The organism is Streptomyces sp. (genome assembly GCF_036566765.1).
In the GTDB taxonomy this organism is placed as follows: Bacteria; Actinomycetota; Actinomycetes; order Streptomycetales; family Streptomycetaceae; genus Streptomyces.
The window spans coordinates 1-12,591 of record NZ_DATCVQ010000371.1; the positions used below are offsets into that span (position 1 = coordinate 1).

General features: G+C 68.5%; 29 protein-coding genes. 1 reads left to right on the forward strand and 28 read right to left on the reverse strand.

What is annotated here, in order from left to right:
• The 20 genes from VIU94_RS21425 to VIU94_RS21520 form a co-directional block, all read right to left on the reverse strand.
• Positions 1 to 394 (reverse strand): DNA methyltransferase (locus VIU94_RS21425; RefSeq protein ID WP_331913458.1); only part of this gene is annotated, 394 nt, incomplete at its 3' end.
• An 89-nt stretch (positions 395 to 483) separates the two neighbouring features.
• The gene (locus VIU94_RS21430) at positions 484 to 897 is read right to left on the reverse strand and encodes a group I intron-associated PD-(D/E)XK endonuclease (protein ID WP_331913459.1); all 414 of its coding nucleotides are present in this window, start codon (positions 895 to 897) and stop codon (positions 484 to 486) included.
• A 236-nt stretch (positions 898 to 1,133) separates the two neighbouring features.
• Positions 1,134 to 1,268, reverse strand: a complete 135-nt coding sequence (locus tag VIU94_RS21435; RefSeq protein WP_331913460.1) for a hypothetical protein — start codon at positions 1,266 to 1,268, stop codon at positions 1,134 to 1,136.
• A gap of 107 nt (positions 1,269 to 1,375) precedes the next feature.
• Positions 1,376 to 1,816, reverse strand: coding sequence for a hypothetical protein (locus tag VIU94_RS21440; RefSeq protein ID WP_331913461.1), 441 nt, complete (start codon positions 1,814 to 1,816; stop codon positions 1,376 to 1,378).
• Positions 1,817 to 2,584 (reverse strand): hypothetical protein, encoded by a 768-nt coding sequence (locus tag VIU94_RS21445; protein WP_331913462.1) that lies wholly within the window; start codon positions 2,582 to 2,584, stop codon positions 1,817 to 1,819.
• Position 2,585: 1 nt separating this feature from the next.
• Positions 2,586 to 2,729 (reverse strand): hypothetical protein, encoded by a 144-nt coding sequence (locus VIU94_RS21450; RefSeq protein ID WP_331913463.1) that lies wholly within the window; start codon positions 2,727 to 2,729, stop codon positions 2,586 to 2,588.
• Positions 2,726 to 2,968, reverse strand: coding sequence for a hypothetical protein (locus VIU94_RS21455; protein ID WP_331913464.1), 243 nt, complete (start codon positions 2,966 to 2,968; stop codon positions 2,726 to 2,728). The genes VIU94_RS21450 and VIU94_RS21455 overlap by 4 nt, the downstream gene beginning before the upstream one ends.
• Positions 2,968 to 3,231, reverse strand: coding sequence for a hypothetical protein (locus VIU94_RS21460; protein ID WP_331913465.1), 264 nt, complete (start codon positions 3,229 to 3,231; stop codon positions 2,968 to 2,970). The genes VIU94_RS21455 and VIU94_RS21460 overlap by 1 nt, the downstream gene beginning before the upstream one ends.
• On the reverse strand, positions 3,224 to 3,892 hold the full coding sequence (locus tag VIU94_RS21465) for a hypothetical protein (RefSeq protein ID WP_331913466.1): 669 nt from the start codon (positions 3,890 to 3,892) through the stop codon (positions 3,224 to 3,226). Before VIU94_RS21465 ends, VIU94_RS21460 begins: the two co-directional genes overlap by 8 nt.
• Entirely contained in the window at positions 3,889 to 4,170 is a 282-nt protein-coding gene (locus VIU94_RS21470) for a hypothetical protein (protein WP_331913467.1), read from the reverse strand. The genes VIU94_RS21465 and VIU94_RS21470 overlap by 4 nt, the downstream gene beginning before the upstream one ends.
• Positions 4,167 to 4,397, reverse strand: a complete 231-nt coding sequence (locus VIU94_RS21475; protein ID WP_331913468.1) for a hypothetical protein — start codon at positions 4,395 to 4,397, stop codon at positions 4,167 to 4,169. Before VIU94_RS21475 ends, VIU94_RS21470 begins: the two co-directional genes overlap by 4 nt.
• Positions 4,394 to 4,759, reverse strand: coding sequence for a hypothetical protein (locus VIU94_RS21480; protein WP_331913469.1), 366 nt, complete (start codon positions 4,757 to 4,759; stop codon positions 4,394 to 4,396). Before VIU94_RS21480 ends, VIU94_RS21475 begins: the two co-directional genes overlap by 4 nt.
• Positions 4,756 to 5,100, reverse strand: coding sequence for a hypothetical protein (locus tag VIU94_RS21485; RefSeq protein WP_331913470.1), 345 nt, complete (start codon positions 5,098 to 5,100; stop codon positions 4,756 to 4,758). The genes VIU94_RS21480 and VIU94_RS21485 overlap by 4 nt, the downstream gene beginning before the upstream one ends.
• Positions 5,097 to 5,540, reverse strand: a complete 444-nt coding sequence (locus VIU94_RS21490) for a hypothetical protein (protein ID WP_331913471.1) — start codon at positions 5,538 to 5,540, stop codon at positions 5,097 to 5,099. Before VIU94_RS21490 ends, VIU94_RS21485 begins: the two co-directional genes overlap by 4 nt.
• Entirely contained in the window at positions 5,537 to 5,779 is a 243-nt protein-coding gene (locus tag VIU94_RS21495) for a hypothetical protein (RefSeq protein ID WP_331913472.1), read from the reverse strand. Before VIU94_RS21495 ends, VIU94_RS21490 begins: the two co-directional genes overlap by 4 nt.
• Positions 5,776 to 6,219 (reverse strand): hypothetical protein, encoded by a 444-nt coding sequence (locus VIU94_RS21500; RefSeq protein WP_331913473.1) that lies wholly within the window; start codon positions 6,217 to 6,219, stop codon positions 5,776 to 5,778. Before VIU94_RS21500 ends, VIU94_RS21495 begins: the two co-directional genes overlap by 4 nt.
• A gap of 71 nt (positions 6,220 to 6,290) precedes the next feature.
• Positions 6,291 to 6,689 carry a DUF6205 family protein gene (locus VIU94_RS21505; RefSeq protein ID WP_331913474.1) on the reverse strand — a complete coding sequence of 133 codons (399 nt, stop codon included), beginning with the start codon at positions 6,687 to 6,689 and terminating at the stop codon, positions 6,291 to 6,293.
• On the reverse strand, positions 6,689 to 7,156 hold the full coding sequence (locus tag VIU94_RS21510; protein ID WP_331913475.1) for a hypothetical protein: 468 nt from the start codon (positions 7,154 to 7,156) through the stop codon (positions 6,689 to 6,691). Before VIU94_RS21510 ends, VIU94_RS21505 begins: the two co-directional genes overlap by 1 nt.
• A complete protein-coding gene (locus VIU94_RS21515; RefSeq protein WP_331913476.1) occupies positions 7,153 to 7,941 on the reverse strand; it encodes a phage antirepressor in 789 nt (262 codons plus the stop codon). Before VIU94_RS21515 ends, VIU94_RS21510 begins: the two co-directional genes overlap by 4 nt.
• The gene (locus VIU94_RS21520; RefSeq protein ID WP_331913477.1) at positions 7,938 to 8,114 is read right to left on the reverse strand and encodes a helix-turn-helix domain-containing protein; all 177 of its coding nucleotides are present in this window, start codon (positions 8,112 to 8,114) and stop codon (positions 7,938 to 7,940) included. The genes VIU94_RS21515 and VIU94_RS21520 overlap by 4 nt, the downstream gene beginning before the upstream one ends.
• Positions 8,115 to 8,281: 167 nt before the next feature.
• On the opposite strand from VIU94_RS21520, the gene VIU94_RS21525 reads away from it, so the two are divergent.
• Positions 8,282 to 8,563: a helix-turn-helix domain-containing protein gene (locus tag VIU94_RS21525; RefSeq protein ID WP_331913478.1), complete on the forward strand. Its 282-nt coding sequence runs from the start codon at positions 8,282 to 8,284 to the stop codon at positions 8,561 to 8,563.
• Positions 8,564 to 8,665: 102 nt separating this feature from the next.
• Here VIU94_RS21525 and VIU94_RS21530 read toward each other — a convergent pair whose 3' ends face one another.
• The 8 genes from VIU94_RS21530 to VIU94_RS21565 all read right to left on the reverse strand — a co-directional run bounded on the left by VIU94_RS21530 (position 8,666) and on the right by VIU94_RS21565 (position 12,561).
• A complete protein-coding gene (locus VIU94_RS21530; protein ID WP_331913479.1) occupies positions 8,666 to 9,085 on the reverse strand; it encodes a hypothetical protein in 420 nt (139 codons plus the stop codon).
• A gap of 140 nt (positions 9,086 to 9,225) precedes the next feature.
• Positions 9,226 to 9,588: a hypothetical protein gene (locus VIU94_RS21535; RefSeq protein ID WP_331913480.1), complete on the reverse strand. Its 363-nt coding sequence runs from the start codon at positions 9,586 to 9,588 to the stop codon at positions 9,226 to 9,228.
• Entirely contained in the window at positions 9,585 to 10,082 is a 498-nt protein-coding gene (locus VIU94_RS21540; RefSeq protein WP_331913481.1) for an HNH endonuclease, read from the reverse strand. The genes VIU94_RS21535 and VIU94_RS21540 overlap by 4 nt, the downstream gene beginning before the upstream one ends.
• Before the next feature lie 11 nt (positions 10,083 to 10,093).
• Positions 10,094 to 10,525, reverse strand: a complete 432-nt coding sequence (locus VIU94_RS21545; protein ID WP_331913482.1) for a hypothetical protein — start codon at positions 10,523 to 10,525, stop codon at positions 10,094 to 10,096.
• Positions 10,522 to 11,043 carry a hypothetical protein gene (locus VIU94_RS21550; RefSeq protein ID WP_331913483.1) on the reverse strand — a complete coding sequence of 174 codons (522 nt, stop codon included), beginning with the start codon at positions 11,041 to 11,043 and terminating at the stop codon, positions 10,522 to 10,524. Before VIU94_RS21550 ends, VIU94_RS21545 begins: the two co-directional genes overlap by 4 nt.
• Entirely contained in the window at positions 11,040 to 11,447 is a 408-nt protein-coding gene (locus VIU94_RS21555; protein ID WP_331913484.1) for a hypothetical protein, read from the reverse strand. Before VIU94_RS21555 ends, VIU94_RS21550 begins: the two co-directional genes overlap by 4 nt.
• Positions 11,444 to 12,295 (reverse strand): hypothetical protein, encoded by an 852-nt coding sequence (locus VIU94_RS21560; RefSeq protein ID WP_331913485.1) that lies wholly within the window; start codon positions 12,293 to 12,295, stop codon positions 11,444 to 11,446. Before VIU94_RS21560 ends, VIU94_RS21555 begins: the two co-directional genes overlap by 4 nt.
• Positions 12,292 to 12,561 carry a hypothetical protein gene (locus VIU94_RS21565; protein WP_331913486.1) on the reverse strand — a complete coding sequence of 90 codons (270 nt, stop codon included), beginning with the start codon at positions 12,559 to 12,561 and terminating at the stop codon, positions 12,292 to 12,294. Before VIU94_RS21565 ends, VIU94_RS21560 begins: the two co-directional genes overlap by 4 nt.
• Positions 12,562 to 12,591: the final 30 nt, after the last annotated feature.

Here is a 12,591-nt window from a genome sequence, read left to right on the forward strand (position 1 = left end):
TGCCGTCGTCCTGCCAGGCGTTCTCTCGGCCGCTGCGCTGGTGCTCGGCGGCACGAGACTGCTTGCGGACGGTGCCCTTGTTGGCGTCGACGCGTTCCCGCTCCCACTCGTGGTGCAAGTCGCTCCAGCGCCCGCGATACCAGTGGTAGGCCCACTCGTGGAGCTTCACCAGCCGGTCACGCGAGGTCGGGCCGGAGCCGTTGCGCTTCACCCACAGCGCCTCCTGGGCGAACTTCCATGCCTTGAAGTCGTCGCGGCGGTCCATGAACATGCGGGCCGACCCGAAGCACCACAGCGACGCCGACTTCGGCAGGACGGTCGACACGGCGTCGACCCAGCCGTCCGGCCACACATCCCAGTCGTTCGCGGTTTCGCCGTACGGAACGTCAGCCACGCATGCCACGGGCCGCTCAGTCAGCGTCGGCAAGACATCGCGACAGTCTCCCAGGTAGAGGGTTACGCCATTGGCTTCGAAATACGGCTTCACGGGGTCACCCCAATCTCGTGAAGGGCTCGCGCGAACGGGTAGTCACGGAACTGCTTTCCGACCGTTGATCCAGGTGGCCGGATCTGAATCACGGTGCGCTTGAGCGATGGCGGGACATAAGCGACCTGGCGAATGTCCAAGCCGACGAGGCCAAGGAGATCGAATTCGTTTTCTCCATAATTTCGGCGGCCCCCCTTGCCGGCTCGGCGGACGTGCCACTGGTAAGCGGGGATGTTCGTCTCTCTTTGCGGGATGGCCTTCGGGCCCCGTGTGGACTTCACCTGCAGGCGAATAAGCCGGCCACCGAGGTCAACGGCAACGTCGTACGCGCAGTTCTGGTCGGTGCGAAACGCGTTGAAGCCGCTGAGCAGGAGATCAGCGCAGACGAGGTGCTCTCCGGCTGTGCCCACGTCTAAGTCGCTCGGCTCCCGCCCCGCAGCGACCTCTGGCACCTGGCGCCATCTCTCAAGGGCATCATTCTTGATCGCGGGCGGTCCGCTTTCAGGTCGGCCGGCCTTGTACCAACGCAGATAGCAGCCCTGGCACCACCCCCTTCGGAAGTGGCCACTTGTCGCCCCACAGTTCGAGCATGTGCGCGGCTTAGCGGAATTTTCGGCGGCGCCATCAGCGAAGAGAGGGACCAGGCTCATCGGGCGTTCACCGCCAAGACGAGATCTGTGACGCAGGCCGCCGGGGCTATGTCGAGTTGCGGCAGCACGTCGCGCACGTCGCCGACGTACAGCGAGCAGGTGTCGTCGCTCCAGTACGGCTCAAGCGCCATCGTTGGTCTCCGTTCCGGATCCGTTCGGACTCGTCCGGGAGAGGTGGCAGGACGGGGCCCAGCAGCGGGCAGGAGCGTCCTGGCACACCTCGCGGAAGATCAGGCAGTCAGGCATCTGACTCCTCCTGGGTGAGAGCGTCAGCGACCGTGTAGCCGCGGTAGTGGAGCGCCGGCGCGAGACGGGCAGCAAGGTCGAGCGCGGTCTTCTCGTCGAAGCGGTGCCGGTTCAGCCACTCGTCACGAGCGGCGTTGTCCGCAGCGATCTCCTCCGGCGTCTCGGGCTCTTTGTCGCCGGGCGGACCCCACGAGTGGTTGCCGTCAGCGTCGTAGGAGGCGCCGCGCAGGGTGACCGCCCACCGGCTTTTGCCGCGGTACTCGATGACGAGCGTGAACAGGATGGCGTCCGGGTGATCGGCGGGCAGGCAGGACACCTCGTAGCGGGTGACGCGAACCTCAGGCGCCGGGCCGGCGCCGAAGCCGCGGCGCGCGGAGCAGTCCGAGTAGTGGTCCAGCAGGACCTGCTGGCAGCAGGAGCGGAGGTCGTCCATCTACACCACCTCCGCGGGGCGGACGCTCTTGCGGATCCCGCGCAGGTAGCCCGGTGTGACGCCAAGGCGCCGAGCTGCGCCGTCCAGCGAAAGGCCCTGCTCGCTGATCAGTTCGTGCGCGTCCTCCACAAGCGCGTCCGTCCGGCGCACCTTCTGCCCGAGGTCCGGCGTGGCGGCAGGATCGTCGATGGTGTCGTCGTCCCACGCCATCGGAGGGACGAAGCCGAGCGAACGCGCCTTACCCGCGGCGATCTTCGACGGGCCAGGCGTCTGCCAGAGCGCGTCATAGACCGCGGCTACGCGGCGCGCCATCGCCACCGAGATTCGCCGGAATGGAAGGATCAACGTCTGCAAGGTCCCCACCGTGGTGCCCGCCCGGCGAGCCACCTCGGACGCCGGCCAGCCCATCCAGGCGAGCGCTTGCACGCGGCGGCGGGTGCCCGTCGAGTCGATACCCCGGTGAGAGTCAACCGGGGCCAGCGGTACCGCGAGGAGGGCGGCGGCCGACTCCGACCGCAGGTGCAACGACTTGCCAGTCCCTAGCTGGTAAGCCACACAGGTGGACAGCCCGGCCGCGGCGGCAATCTGCCCCCACGTCCAACCCAGGTCACGCAGCTTCGCCACGTGGGCCTTCGCGTCACTCGGGTCCACCCAGCCATAGATTCCCATCCGGATCTTCCGGCGATAGTCCGACTCGCAATAGCCGCGGGTGTGGGCGTGGGCCAGGCTGGTACAGCCGGGCCTGCGGCACTTCTCCTGACTGGCCATCTCAGGCCACCTCCTCGAACACGTCTCGGGCGTCCTCGACACGGTCCTGTGCGGCCAGTAGCCGGCGTACGGCGTGGAGAGGGATCTCCAGCAGGGTGTCGGCAGACCAGCCGACGAAGCCGAGCCAGAAGCGGAGTGCGGTCACCGGCTGTCCTCCCGGCTCTCCCAGAAGTCGGCGAGCGCGTCGGCCTCGGCACCGAGGGCATCTCTCAAGGTCCGCTCCGTGTCGTCCAGGGCTGGGTTGTAGGCGGGGTCTGCCATCTCCTCCACGGAGGGGCGGGACCGGCGGGAGGACCGGAAGCTCGCGGCGATCAGGAAGCCGAGGCCGATCCCGACCACTCCCACGAAGACGGCCATCCAGAACGCCTGGTCTGCGGTGAACATCACGACCCGCCACCTCCGACCAGGCCGGTCAGCATGTCGTTGCGGGCGCGCAGGCTCTCGTTCTCCGTCTCGGCCGCCACCCAGGCGCGGTGGGCGGCGTCTCGCTCGCCCGCGACCCGGGCTTGCTCGCGTAGGAGGCGGGCCACCTGCCAGGCGAGATGCACGTTGTGGGCCTTCAGGTCGCGGCCCCACTTCCACCACACGAGCGCGTTCAGGGCGGCTTGGGCGACGAATGCGGAGATGAGCAGGATCGCGTCAGCCACGGACCTCACCGCCCTCCTCCACCCCTTCTGGGGCGACGTCTCCGAGGACAGCGGCGGCACTGGCGGCGTCACCGGCAGCAGCAAGACGCAGTGCCTCCAGGAGGGCGGGGCCGACCTTCGCCATCGCGCCGGCCAAGTGCCGAGCGGAAGCCACCGCCTGGTCCCTCTCGGCGGCGAGGTCGCGGAGGCGGTCCACCTCGGCCACTGACGTGACCAGGTCGAGAGCGTTCTGCCACGGGTCGTTGCCGGAGGAGTGCTCCCCGATCACCTCTTCGGGGGCGAGCGTGTAGGCGAACGTGTCGAGCAGCTTCTCCATGTGGTCGCGCTCGTCAATAAGCCCGCCCGACGTCTCCTCTTCCTTCGCGAGGGCGGCCTTGAGGCGCTGCACTTCGGCGCTCAGTTCGGCCACCTGCGTCCGATGTCGGAGTGCGTCACCCTCGACTGCCACGCACGCGTCGGTGATCTCCGAGAGCATGCGGGCCTGGTTGTAGGCCGTCTCGGTGAGGCTGTCCACGTGAGCCAGCAGGTCCGTCCGGGCCTTCTCCAGCGTCCACACGTCCGGGTTGTAGGGCGCGCCAGCGGAGCAGGAGTCCACGTTCAGGTCGCGGATCTCTTCGAGCCGTGAGGAGGAAAGCGCGGCGTTCTGGTCGAGGTCGGTCACGGCTTGGACCCCCAGTCGCAGGAGAGAGCACCTTCGCGCTGCCCCTCCACGTAGATGCAGGTGACAGACCGGCCGTCCACGGTCAGGTGTACGACCTCGGCCGCGTCCCGCAGTCCGCGAGAAGCAGGGCTAGGGACGACTGGGCCGGTCGGGTCCGGGTCGCTGAACGCGATGGCCGCACACGAAGCAGCCGAAGCGAACATGGCGACCAGGCAGCCGATCGCCAGCAGCCCCGAACCGCCGAGCTTGCGGTCCTTCCACGAGGTGCGGGCGGTCACTCGGCACCCCCAGGGCGCTCGTCGGCTGCCTTGCCCCTCTGGTGGAAGGCGATCGAGACGCGGGCCAGCACGAGCGTGGCAAGGGCGCCGGCCAGGATGGTCACCACTTCGGCGCCTCCGGCTCGGGGCGACGGCAGGGTGGCCACGAACCACACGGTGCCCGCCACGAGGATGGCGGCAGCAGCGCCGATAGCGGCGGCGTAGGCGTACCAGAGACGGGAGGTCACAGGGCACGCTCCGTCTCCGCCTGAGCGGCCTCGGCCGAGCACTCGTGGGAGTCCCGGACAGCGGACAGTCGGTCGAGGTCGTGGTCGCCCTCGACCCAGACCAGATGCTGGCCGCAGCCGGAGCACTTCAGGTGCGCGTACGGGCCGTTGGTGTCGATGTGGGCGGGCTTGCCGGCCCCACGCGGCTTGGCGATCTCCCGCCCGGTGTGCACGGCCATCACGCCGAACACGGCGGTCAGAACCACGTTGGCGTAGAACACCCAGTCGCGGGTGTCGGAGCCCGTCAGAACCTCGTTGACGGACCAGGCGAACAGGGCGAAGTACAGGCCGAACCGGAAGGAGTCCGAGTCGAAGCGACTCACTGGGCACCACCCGTCTGAGCCTGAGCGGCCTCAGCGGCGGCGAAGTAGCGGTTGAGGAGGTAGAGGGCCTCCTCGTGCTCAAGGGCGGCGAGCGCCTGCCTCATGCACCACTCGGCAGCGTCCAGGCGGGCCTTGAGGCGGGAAGCCTCGGCCAGGTCCGGGACCGTCTCGCCCTCGACAACGACTGCCCGGAACTGCCGCCGCTCGGACCCCTCAACCACCTCGGCGTGGACGACGCGCCCTTCGTAGCCGGACACCACGTAGCGGCCTCCATGGCCGACCGCTCCTCGATGGCCGATAGCGAGGTACCTCGCGACCTTCTCGGGGGTGATCTCGCTCATGCGGCACCAACCTCGTCGCCGTCAGGGCAGAACGCGCCGTCGCTGTGGGCCGGGTCGTCGAGAAGCAGGAGTCCCAGCGGTTCGGCGAACTCAGTCCCCAACTCGATGTCCACGCGGCCATCAGCGGTCTCGATGTTGAGAATCACCTCACCGGTAGCGTCCGTGGTCGTGGTGCCGATCCCGGTCGCGGTGTACTTCGCCGGGATCTTGCCGAGGTCGGGACCGCCGTGCGCGGCCAGCAGCTTGAGCGCCGCCCGCCCGCCGTCGTGGCGCTTCACTCGCCGGAGGATCTCCTCCGACACGCCGATGTGCTCGCACAGCGCCATTCGGCTACCGGCCAGCAGATTCACCAAGCGGGACACGTCATGGGTCCCGGTCGTGACCAGGACCACGACGGGGTCGCCGTGCTCGTTGTCGTAGGCGCGGGTCTCGTAGCTCATGCTGCGGTTCCGTTCGGGGAGTAGGGGCGCGTGTAACGCGGGGAAGGGATGGCGTACAGGGCCACCTCGGCGGGCGGCGGGCACAGCTCCAGCGACGCCGCAGAAGTCCGGGGGCGGGTGAAGTCCAAGACAGGGATGACAGGCTCCAGAGCCGCTATGGCGGCCATGCCCGACCAGCCCGTCACGCTGCCCTTGCGGCGGTAGCGGAAGCCGCTGTGCGGCGACAGCAGGCGGGTCACGACTCGCCGGTCCCGGAAGTCGCCGGCTGCTGGCACCAGTCGGCAGCGCCGACCCACAGCAGCCCCTGATCCCCGTCGATCTCGTGGACGAAGCCGTGCTTGGTGATGAACATCGGGTCGCCGCACCTGGGGCACTTCTCCGCCGTCTGGCCGCGCTCTCCGGCGGCGACGGGCCACACCGGCTGCTCGGAGACGGCGGCGTTCTGCGGGCCCAGGTCGTGCAGGTAGCGCTCCCTGGTGTCCGCCAGCCGGGCCCGCACCGCGCGGCAGGCGGTCAGCTCCTTGAGCAGCCACGCCTCGTGGCTGTCGAGCTTGGCGATGTCCTCGTCGTAGTGGGAGGCCCGGTCCTGCATGTACTTGACGTAGGTCGGGGTGAGGGGAAGCGGGTCGGGCGTGAAGTGATCGAGAGGTGACCCGAGAATCTGGTCCGTGGTGCTCAAAACGATCTCCTGTTGGTGCTGATGTTCGGGTTGGGAGTACGGCTCGCCCCAGAGGGCGAGCAGAGAGAAGGTCAGGCGGGGATGTCGGGCCAGACGATGCGCGGCTGAACCCGGATGGCCCGCCCGTCGATCACGGTCAGACGCCACAGGTCGCCCGCGTTCGCGCCGTCTGCCTCGATGAAGCCGGCGAACGTCCGGCCTTCGCCGTGCGTGTCGATCAGCTCTTGCAGGTGCTCGACGATGTCGTAGGCACCGCACGGGTTGTCGTAGGTGCAGGTGACGGCTACCGCCTGCTTGCGGGTCAGCGTCCCCTCGTCGGTCTCGACCGTCGCCGTGTCGAGGCGGAACTTGCAGTCCCGGTCGGCGAACCCTCGCGAGTCGGGAACGAACGGGCTGTCGTGGATGGCGCTCCACGGCAGCGGCGGGGTGATCGTGATCTCACCGGTGAAGGTGGTGTCGTAGGCGGCCATCAGACGCCGCCCTCAAGGGGAAGCTCAGGCTGGTTGGCGTGGACCCACGGCGAAGACAGCCCGGCCACGTGCGCCTTCAGCGCCTGATAGTTCTCGTACGAGCCCTTCGCCATCTCGTCGAGGACCTTCGGGTCGATGTCGGCGGCGGACACCCAAGTGGCGAGTTCCTGCTCCACGTCCTGCGTGTCGTCCCAGTCGAGCCATAGTCGCTGCGCAGCCAGGTCGGCGACCTCGGGGCCGGCGTGCTTGATGAGCTGGCGAAGCAGGAACGAGACAGCCCACCCGGTGCGGGCTTTGTGCAGCGCCGCCTTCCAGGCGTGCCCGTCCACGAGACCGTCCAGCTTCATGCGCAGGTAGTGCTCGTGCAGGCCAACCATGGCGTTGTAGCGGGCCAGCTTCTCGGCGGTGACCTCGGACACCCGGTCCGGGTACGGGCACAGGTCGTTGAAGGTGGGCTTGTCGGTCATGCGATCTCCCCGATGGCGAACAGTCCGGGCTGGTGGTTGAAGTGCTTGACGAGCCGCTTGCGCAGCCAGTCGAGTCCTTCCGGGGTGACTCGCGTGGTGGGGTCGGCCTTGCGTCCGCCCTTGTGCGGGACGACCTTGAAGTAGCGGTCCAGGTCTTTCACCTGGTAGGGCGTGTTGTTCGACTTGAGGATCTTCACGTCGTCGCCGCGCAGCAGGTCGAGGAAGTTGTTCCGGCCGAGCCCGCCCGTGATGCGGGCGAAGATCTGCGCGACGGCGGCCCAGTCGAACGTGCCGTCCGCTTCCATCAGGTCGGCGTACGCCTCAGCGAGAGGCTTCAGAGCGTCCCGTTGGTTCTCCGCCAGCACGCGGGCGTCATGCTCGTCGGCGAGGCGGCGAAGCGCGGCTGAGTAGTCCTCGGGGATCGCAACAGGTACAGCGCCCGCGACGGCGTAAGCGCCCGTCTTGCGAATCGACGGCAGAACCTCGTTAGTGACCCACTCCTGAAACTGCTCGGCGACCGGCGTCTTGCTCCGCATGATGAGCCGGTACAGGCCCGCCTCGGAGATGAGGACCGTCTGCGGGTCCAGCCCCAGATCAGCGAGGGGGAACGTTTCGTTACCCCCCTTGTGACGTGCAGGAACGTGGTCCTTGATCGCCTTGCGGGTGTTGGTGTAGGCGAGGATCGTTGCGACGTCCTTGCCGACGAACCACGGGTTGTCGTCGATGACGATCGAGCGGACCTCCTGGCCGGTGACCGGGAAGCGGAACTTCTCGATCTCGCTCACTGGCCACCGCCGACGCTGATCATGTGGCGCTCGATGTAGCGGTCCACGGATCTCCGGGTGATCCGGTAGTGGGCGTTGCGCTCGGGGCCTTTGTGGGCGTCGAGTTCGCCGGCCTGGATGAGTTCGGTCACCTTCCAGCGGGACCGGTTGAGCAGGTCACATACCTGCCTCATGGATAGAAACACGTGGCTTCACCCCCTTGGGTTTGTAGCGTCTACCTACAACTTCATCATACTCACTACACGATATGCATGCGCAAGTAGCAAGACGACTCGCTACATCGCGCTACAAAAGAAATGTGAGCGACCGAGCCCCCGCCGCGCCCTTCCACGCCGCCGTCATGGCAGCGCTCAAGACGCGCGGAATGACCAAGTCGCAGTTGCACCAAAAGAGCGGCGTCGCCCGCTCCACCCTCGACACCTGGAAGACCCAGCCCCGGGCACCCCAGCCGGGAACGGTGCTCGCCGTCGCCGACGCGCTGGGCATCGATCGCGGCGAAGCGCTCCGCCTGGCCGGTGTCCTCGCTGACACGAAAGCGGCAGTGGAAGGCACGACCGTGGACCTGTCCGACGTGGACACCGACGTGCTGTTGGCGGAGATCCGCCGCCGCATCCCGAACTGACACCCGCCTCCTCCTTCCTTCTCGTCTCGCATCTCGTCTGGGGGGCTCCCGCCTGTACCCGGCCCCCGAGCGGTCGGGTACAGGCGGGAGGAGGGGGGAAGGTCAGAACGGGCCGTCAGGCGAGATCGGCTCGTACGCGTGCACCGAGAGCATCCGCCGCCACAACCGCGCCGCCGCATGCCGCTTGACGTACGCGATCACGCCCGCGTCCGGCCAGATCGACGGCCCGCCAGGCACGTCCGGGAAGTTCGGCCCTCCCGTGACCGCCCACTCCTCGCGGGTAGGCAGCGCCTCCCACTCGCGAAGCTGCGCGAGCATCTGCGGCACCGCTACGTCGAGCAGGAAGCTTTCGGCCTGGTCGGCGTCGGACCTCTCGAAGTCGTCGAGGTTTTCGCGGGGGTCCCGGCCGCGCTGGTAGGCGGCAAGCGCGCCCGCGATCTGGTCGAGACGGTAGACGGGCTCCTGCTCGGGCTCGTCGGGCTCTCGGTCGTTGACCTCGTACAGGCCGTTCACGTCGGTCACGAGGGGCTCCTAGGCGTAGATGGCAACGACGGCGCACGCGACTGCTACGGCAGCCGCTACACCGATCAGGACGGCAGCCAGGACGCGGGCGACACAGCCGCCGCAGCCCTTCGGGGTAGGCATGATCACGGGACGCCTCCTCAGGGGGTGTAGAGGTCAGAGGGTGAGCCGTACTCGAACTCGGCACGGCGGCCAAGATCTGCGGTCATCGCGGAGATGCACGCCTGGCAGGCGCCGCACGGGCTGTTGTCCGGCTCCCGCTCGGAGCAGCCGACCGCGCCGGCCGGGCAGTCGTGACCCACAGCCTTGGTTTCGCGGCACCACGGGCAGGGCCGCATGTCGGCCACGGGCGGCAGTTCAGCCACCGTCAGCGCCGCGACCGCCAGCCCCTCCCCCAGGTCGGTGCGGACCGCGCCGCACCCGGTGCACGCCACCAGCTCGTCGTTCGCGGCGTGAGGGCGGACCGCGCCGCAGGACGGGCACCACACGTCGATGACGCTCAAGACGCCACCTCCCGCGCTTCGAGAACCCGCCACGAGCCGTCAGCGAGAGGCAGACACCATCCGAGCCACGCCACCAGGACGGGCACCGTGGCCGGGTCCTGGTTGCCGTTCGTCGGCAGCACCCACCCGTTCCACTCGGCGTCGATCTCCCACGGCCGGACGGTCAGGGTGCCGTGACATCCGCTCGCGGGAGTGCCGCACACGGTCACAAGATTCGAGATGACGTTCGCCGCTCTCGACCCGCCCATCCCCCGGTTGCGCCGGTGGTGGACGTTGCCGCCGTCGCCGACGAACACCCCGCACACCACGCACGTATTGCCGTCGCGCCGGCGAGCCTGAGCCTTCAGCGCATCCAGGCCACGGTTCGTCTTGGCCTGCTTGGACGCCTTCGGCTTGGGCGGGTTGGCGGCTGGCTTGAACCCGCCACCGCGCGGCAGCGGCGTCTTCCTCTCCAGGGGCTTGCCCTGAGCCAGCGGGGTGCGGCGAGAGGGCATCGGCGAGCGCTTCACTTGCCACCCCCGCGGTAGGTGCCGAAGTGGTCGTTCGCGTTCTTGTTCAAAGAGCGCATGATCTCGACCTGCTTGCTCACCTGGCTCATGTAGGCGGCGGCGTTCTGCCGATCCAGGACGGCGTTCTTCCACGCCCAGTACGGCTCAGGGATACGCCGTTCGAACCACGCCTCCTCCGCCTTCGCCGTCACCTTGCCGGCGCCGGTCCCCACCTCGGGGCAGTCCGGGTCGAGCTCGTGAGACTTACGGGCGGCCGAGTACTCCATGAAGCGGTCCAGCTCGACCCGCCTCGCTCTACGGACCGCCAGCCCGGCGCTCACCAGCTCGTTGTTGAGCAGGCGCAGGAACCGGTCCGTCTCGGGAGGGGTGAGCACCTCGCCCTCTTCGATGAACTGGAAGCCGCCCTCGCGCTTCTCGAAGACGGTCATGACTGGCCGCCCTCGGAGTCGGCTGCGCGGCGGATGCCGAGCAGCGCCGCCAAGTCGATGCCGTCAATGTCGGGCAGGTCCGCCGCCTCGACGACGTCCAGGAACCGCTCCGCCCCCTCGTCGGGGTAGAACCGCTGCGACGGGGACGCGCCCGGCCCGAGCTCCACGCCGGGGATCTCCTGCCCGTTAGCGTCCACCGGGGCGCCTGCGGCGAGCGCCTCCGCCAGGAGTCTCATCTCGTACGCGGCCCGCACCGTCGGGATGTGCTCGACCTCGGTCGGGGCCGTCTCCTGCACCCAGGCGGCGAACTTCTCCCGATCGACGACGATCGCCTTCACCTCAGGCTCGGTCATGGCGACCTTGCCGAGACGGGCCGCTCCGAGCTTGGCGGCGTTCTTGTCGCCGGGCTCCTGCTCGGTGAACGGCTGCACGTACTTCACCGCGGCGGAGATCTGCGCCTGGCGCATCTTCAGCAGTGCGAAGACGAGGCGCGCGTCCTTCGGGGTCAGGTCACTCACGCACTCTCTCCGTCCCGCTCGGTGATCCGGATCTCGATGTCGTACTCGGTGCCGATGAAGTTGAGGGAGGTGTACGGGCGCGCCTCGATGCGGAGGTTGACCGGGATCACGTACGGCTCCATGTCGTCCGGTAGCGGGCGGCCCCACGGGACCTCCCGATCGCCGATCACTTCGGGCTCGTCGCAGGTCAGGTAGACGTGAATGTCGGGGAACAGGTCGTCCCCGCCCGCCGGGCAGTCCTGACACGACAGGAAAGGCTCCTCGCCGGGCTCGCCTTCGATCTGCCAGCGGTGCCCCGAAGGGCGGGACGCGCACTCAGTGATGGCGCGATCCCGCTCCTCCAGCCAGTTCAGGAAGTCGCCACCCTCGGGCGGCTTCTCCGGCTCGACCTCGAAGGCGATCACGCCGCCTCCTGTTCATCGAGCGCGGACTGACGGGTCTTGATCGCGTCCATCAGTTCGTTGCCGGTCTTCGGGTCGATGGCCCGCGCCTTGAACTTGTCGAGCACCTCCTGCTTGAGCGGGCCGATCTGGTCAGCGCTGGCCTCGTGCAGACGCTTCTGGAAGTCGATGACCCACTTCTCATCGACTTGGGCGGGCTGCGCCGGCGGCGCCTGCTGCCGCTGCTGCTGAGGGCGCCCCTGCTGGCGGGCCTGGTGCGCACGACGGCCGGGGGCGGCAACGGCGTTCTCGGCGGACGGGTCCGCACGGTCGCCCTTCGCCCACAGATCCAGCGCGATACCGAACCGCATGGCCGCGTTGCGGAGCGCGTCGCCGATGAGCACCTTGGCGGGGTCGGACTGGTTGCCGGGGCACGAGCCGTATCCGTGCCTTCTCACGCGGAGCACGGTCAGGTAGATCCACAAGCCGATGGGGTTGCCGCGCTCGTCCACGTCGAACTTCGGCGGGGCGGCGTCCAGAACGGTCTTGACCATGTCCGGGTTGCCAGTCGCGATGGCGGCGGCGAGGATCTGCGGGTCCACATCCCGCTCCACCGGCTCCCACGACCACTCCGGATCCGTCTCGATCAGGCGGCGCGTCACGTCCGCGTGGCCCACGTAGTCGAGGTGGATGTGACGGGGCGTGGTGTAGGCGCCGCACTCTCCGCACTGGGCCTTCTTGTGCTCGTCACAGGAGCCGCGGTTACGCGAGCACGCCGGGCAGATGATGCGCGGCAGCTTGCCGACCATCTCCTCGGAAAAGGGCTTCAGCAGGTCGAGCAGCGGGTTGCGCTCGGTCTCGGTCGTGGTCACTGCTCGTTGTCTCCCTCGTCGCTGGGGGTGTCGTCATGCGCTCGGTCCGCGAACGCTTCGGGGTCTTCGGCGCGGGTCCACGGCGTGAAGGCCGGCTTCGGGTGCGTGCGCTCGTAGTCCTCGATCGACGCCTCGGAGATGACCTCGTGGTCGCCGACGATGGAATGCAGGATCAGGCCCCCCGTGCCGATGAGCGCTTCGATCTCGTCCAGCGTTTTGCCGAGCCGCTGGGCTGCGGCGGTGCGCGTCCACCAGCGGCCTGTCATGACGCGCCGCCCGACTTGCGGCGGTAGGCA

Excerpts from the sequence above, each read along its gene's own strand:
- VIU94_RS21435 (WP_331913460.1), bottom strand. The coding sequence starts at position 1,268 with ATGGCGCTTGAGCCGTACTGGAGCGACGACACCTGCTCGCTGTACGTC.
- VIU94_RS21440 (WP_331913461.1), bottom strand. The coding sequence starts at position 1,816 with ATGGACGACCTCCGCTCCTGCTGCCAGCAGGTCCTGCTGGACCACTAC.
- VIU94_RS21445 (WP_331913462.1), bottom strand. The coding sequence starts at position 2,584 with ATGGCCAGTCAGGAGAAGTGCCGCAGGCCCGGCTGTACCAGCCTGGCC.
- VIU94_RS21455 (WP_331913464.1), bottom strand. The coding sequence starts at position 2,968 with ATGTTCACCGCAGACCAGGCGTTCTGGATGGCCGTCTTCGTGGGAGTG.
- VIU94_RS21485 (WP_331913470.1), bottom strand. The coding sequence starts at position 5,100 with ATGAGCGAGATCACCCCCGAGAAGGTCGCGAGGTACCTCGCTATCGGC.
- VIU94_RS21490 (WP_331913471.1), bottom strand. The coding sequence starts at position 5,540 with ATGAGCTACGAGACCCGCGCCTACGACAACGAGCACGGCGACCCCGTC.
- VIU94_RS21505 (WP_331913474.1), bottom strand. The coding sequence starts at position 6,689 with ATGGCCGCCTACGACACCACCTTCACCGGTGAGATCACGATCACCCCG.
- VIU94_RS21510 (WP_331913475.1), bottom strand. The coding sequence starts at position 7,156 with ATGACCGACAAGCCCACCTTCAACGACCTGTGCCCGTACCCGGACCGG.
- VIU94_RS21520 (WP_331913477.1), bottom strand. The coding sequence starts at position 8,114 with ATGAGGCAGGTATGTGACCTGCTCAACCGGTCCCGCTGGAAGGTGACC.
- VIU94_RS21525 (WP_331913478.1), top strand. The coding sequence starts at position 8,282 with ATGGCAGCGCTCAAGACGCGCGGAATGACCAAGTCGCAGTTGCACCAA.
- VIU94_RS21540 (WP_331913481.1), bottom strand. The coding sequence starts at position 10,082 with ATGCCCTCTCGCCGCACCCCGCTGGCTCAGGGCAAGCCCCTGGAGAGG.
- VIU94_RS21545 (WP_331913482.1), bottom strand. The coding sequence starts at position 10,525 with ATGACCGTCTTCGAGAAGCGCGAGGGCGGCTTCCAGTTCATCGAAGAG.
- VIU94_RS21565 (WP_331913486.1), bottom strand. The coding sequence starts at position 12,561 with ATGACAGGCCGCTGGTGGACGCGCACCGCCGCAGCCCAGCGGCTCGGC.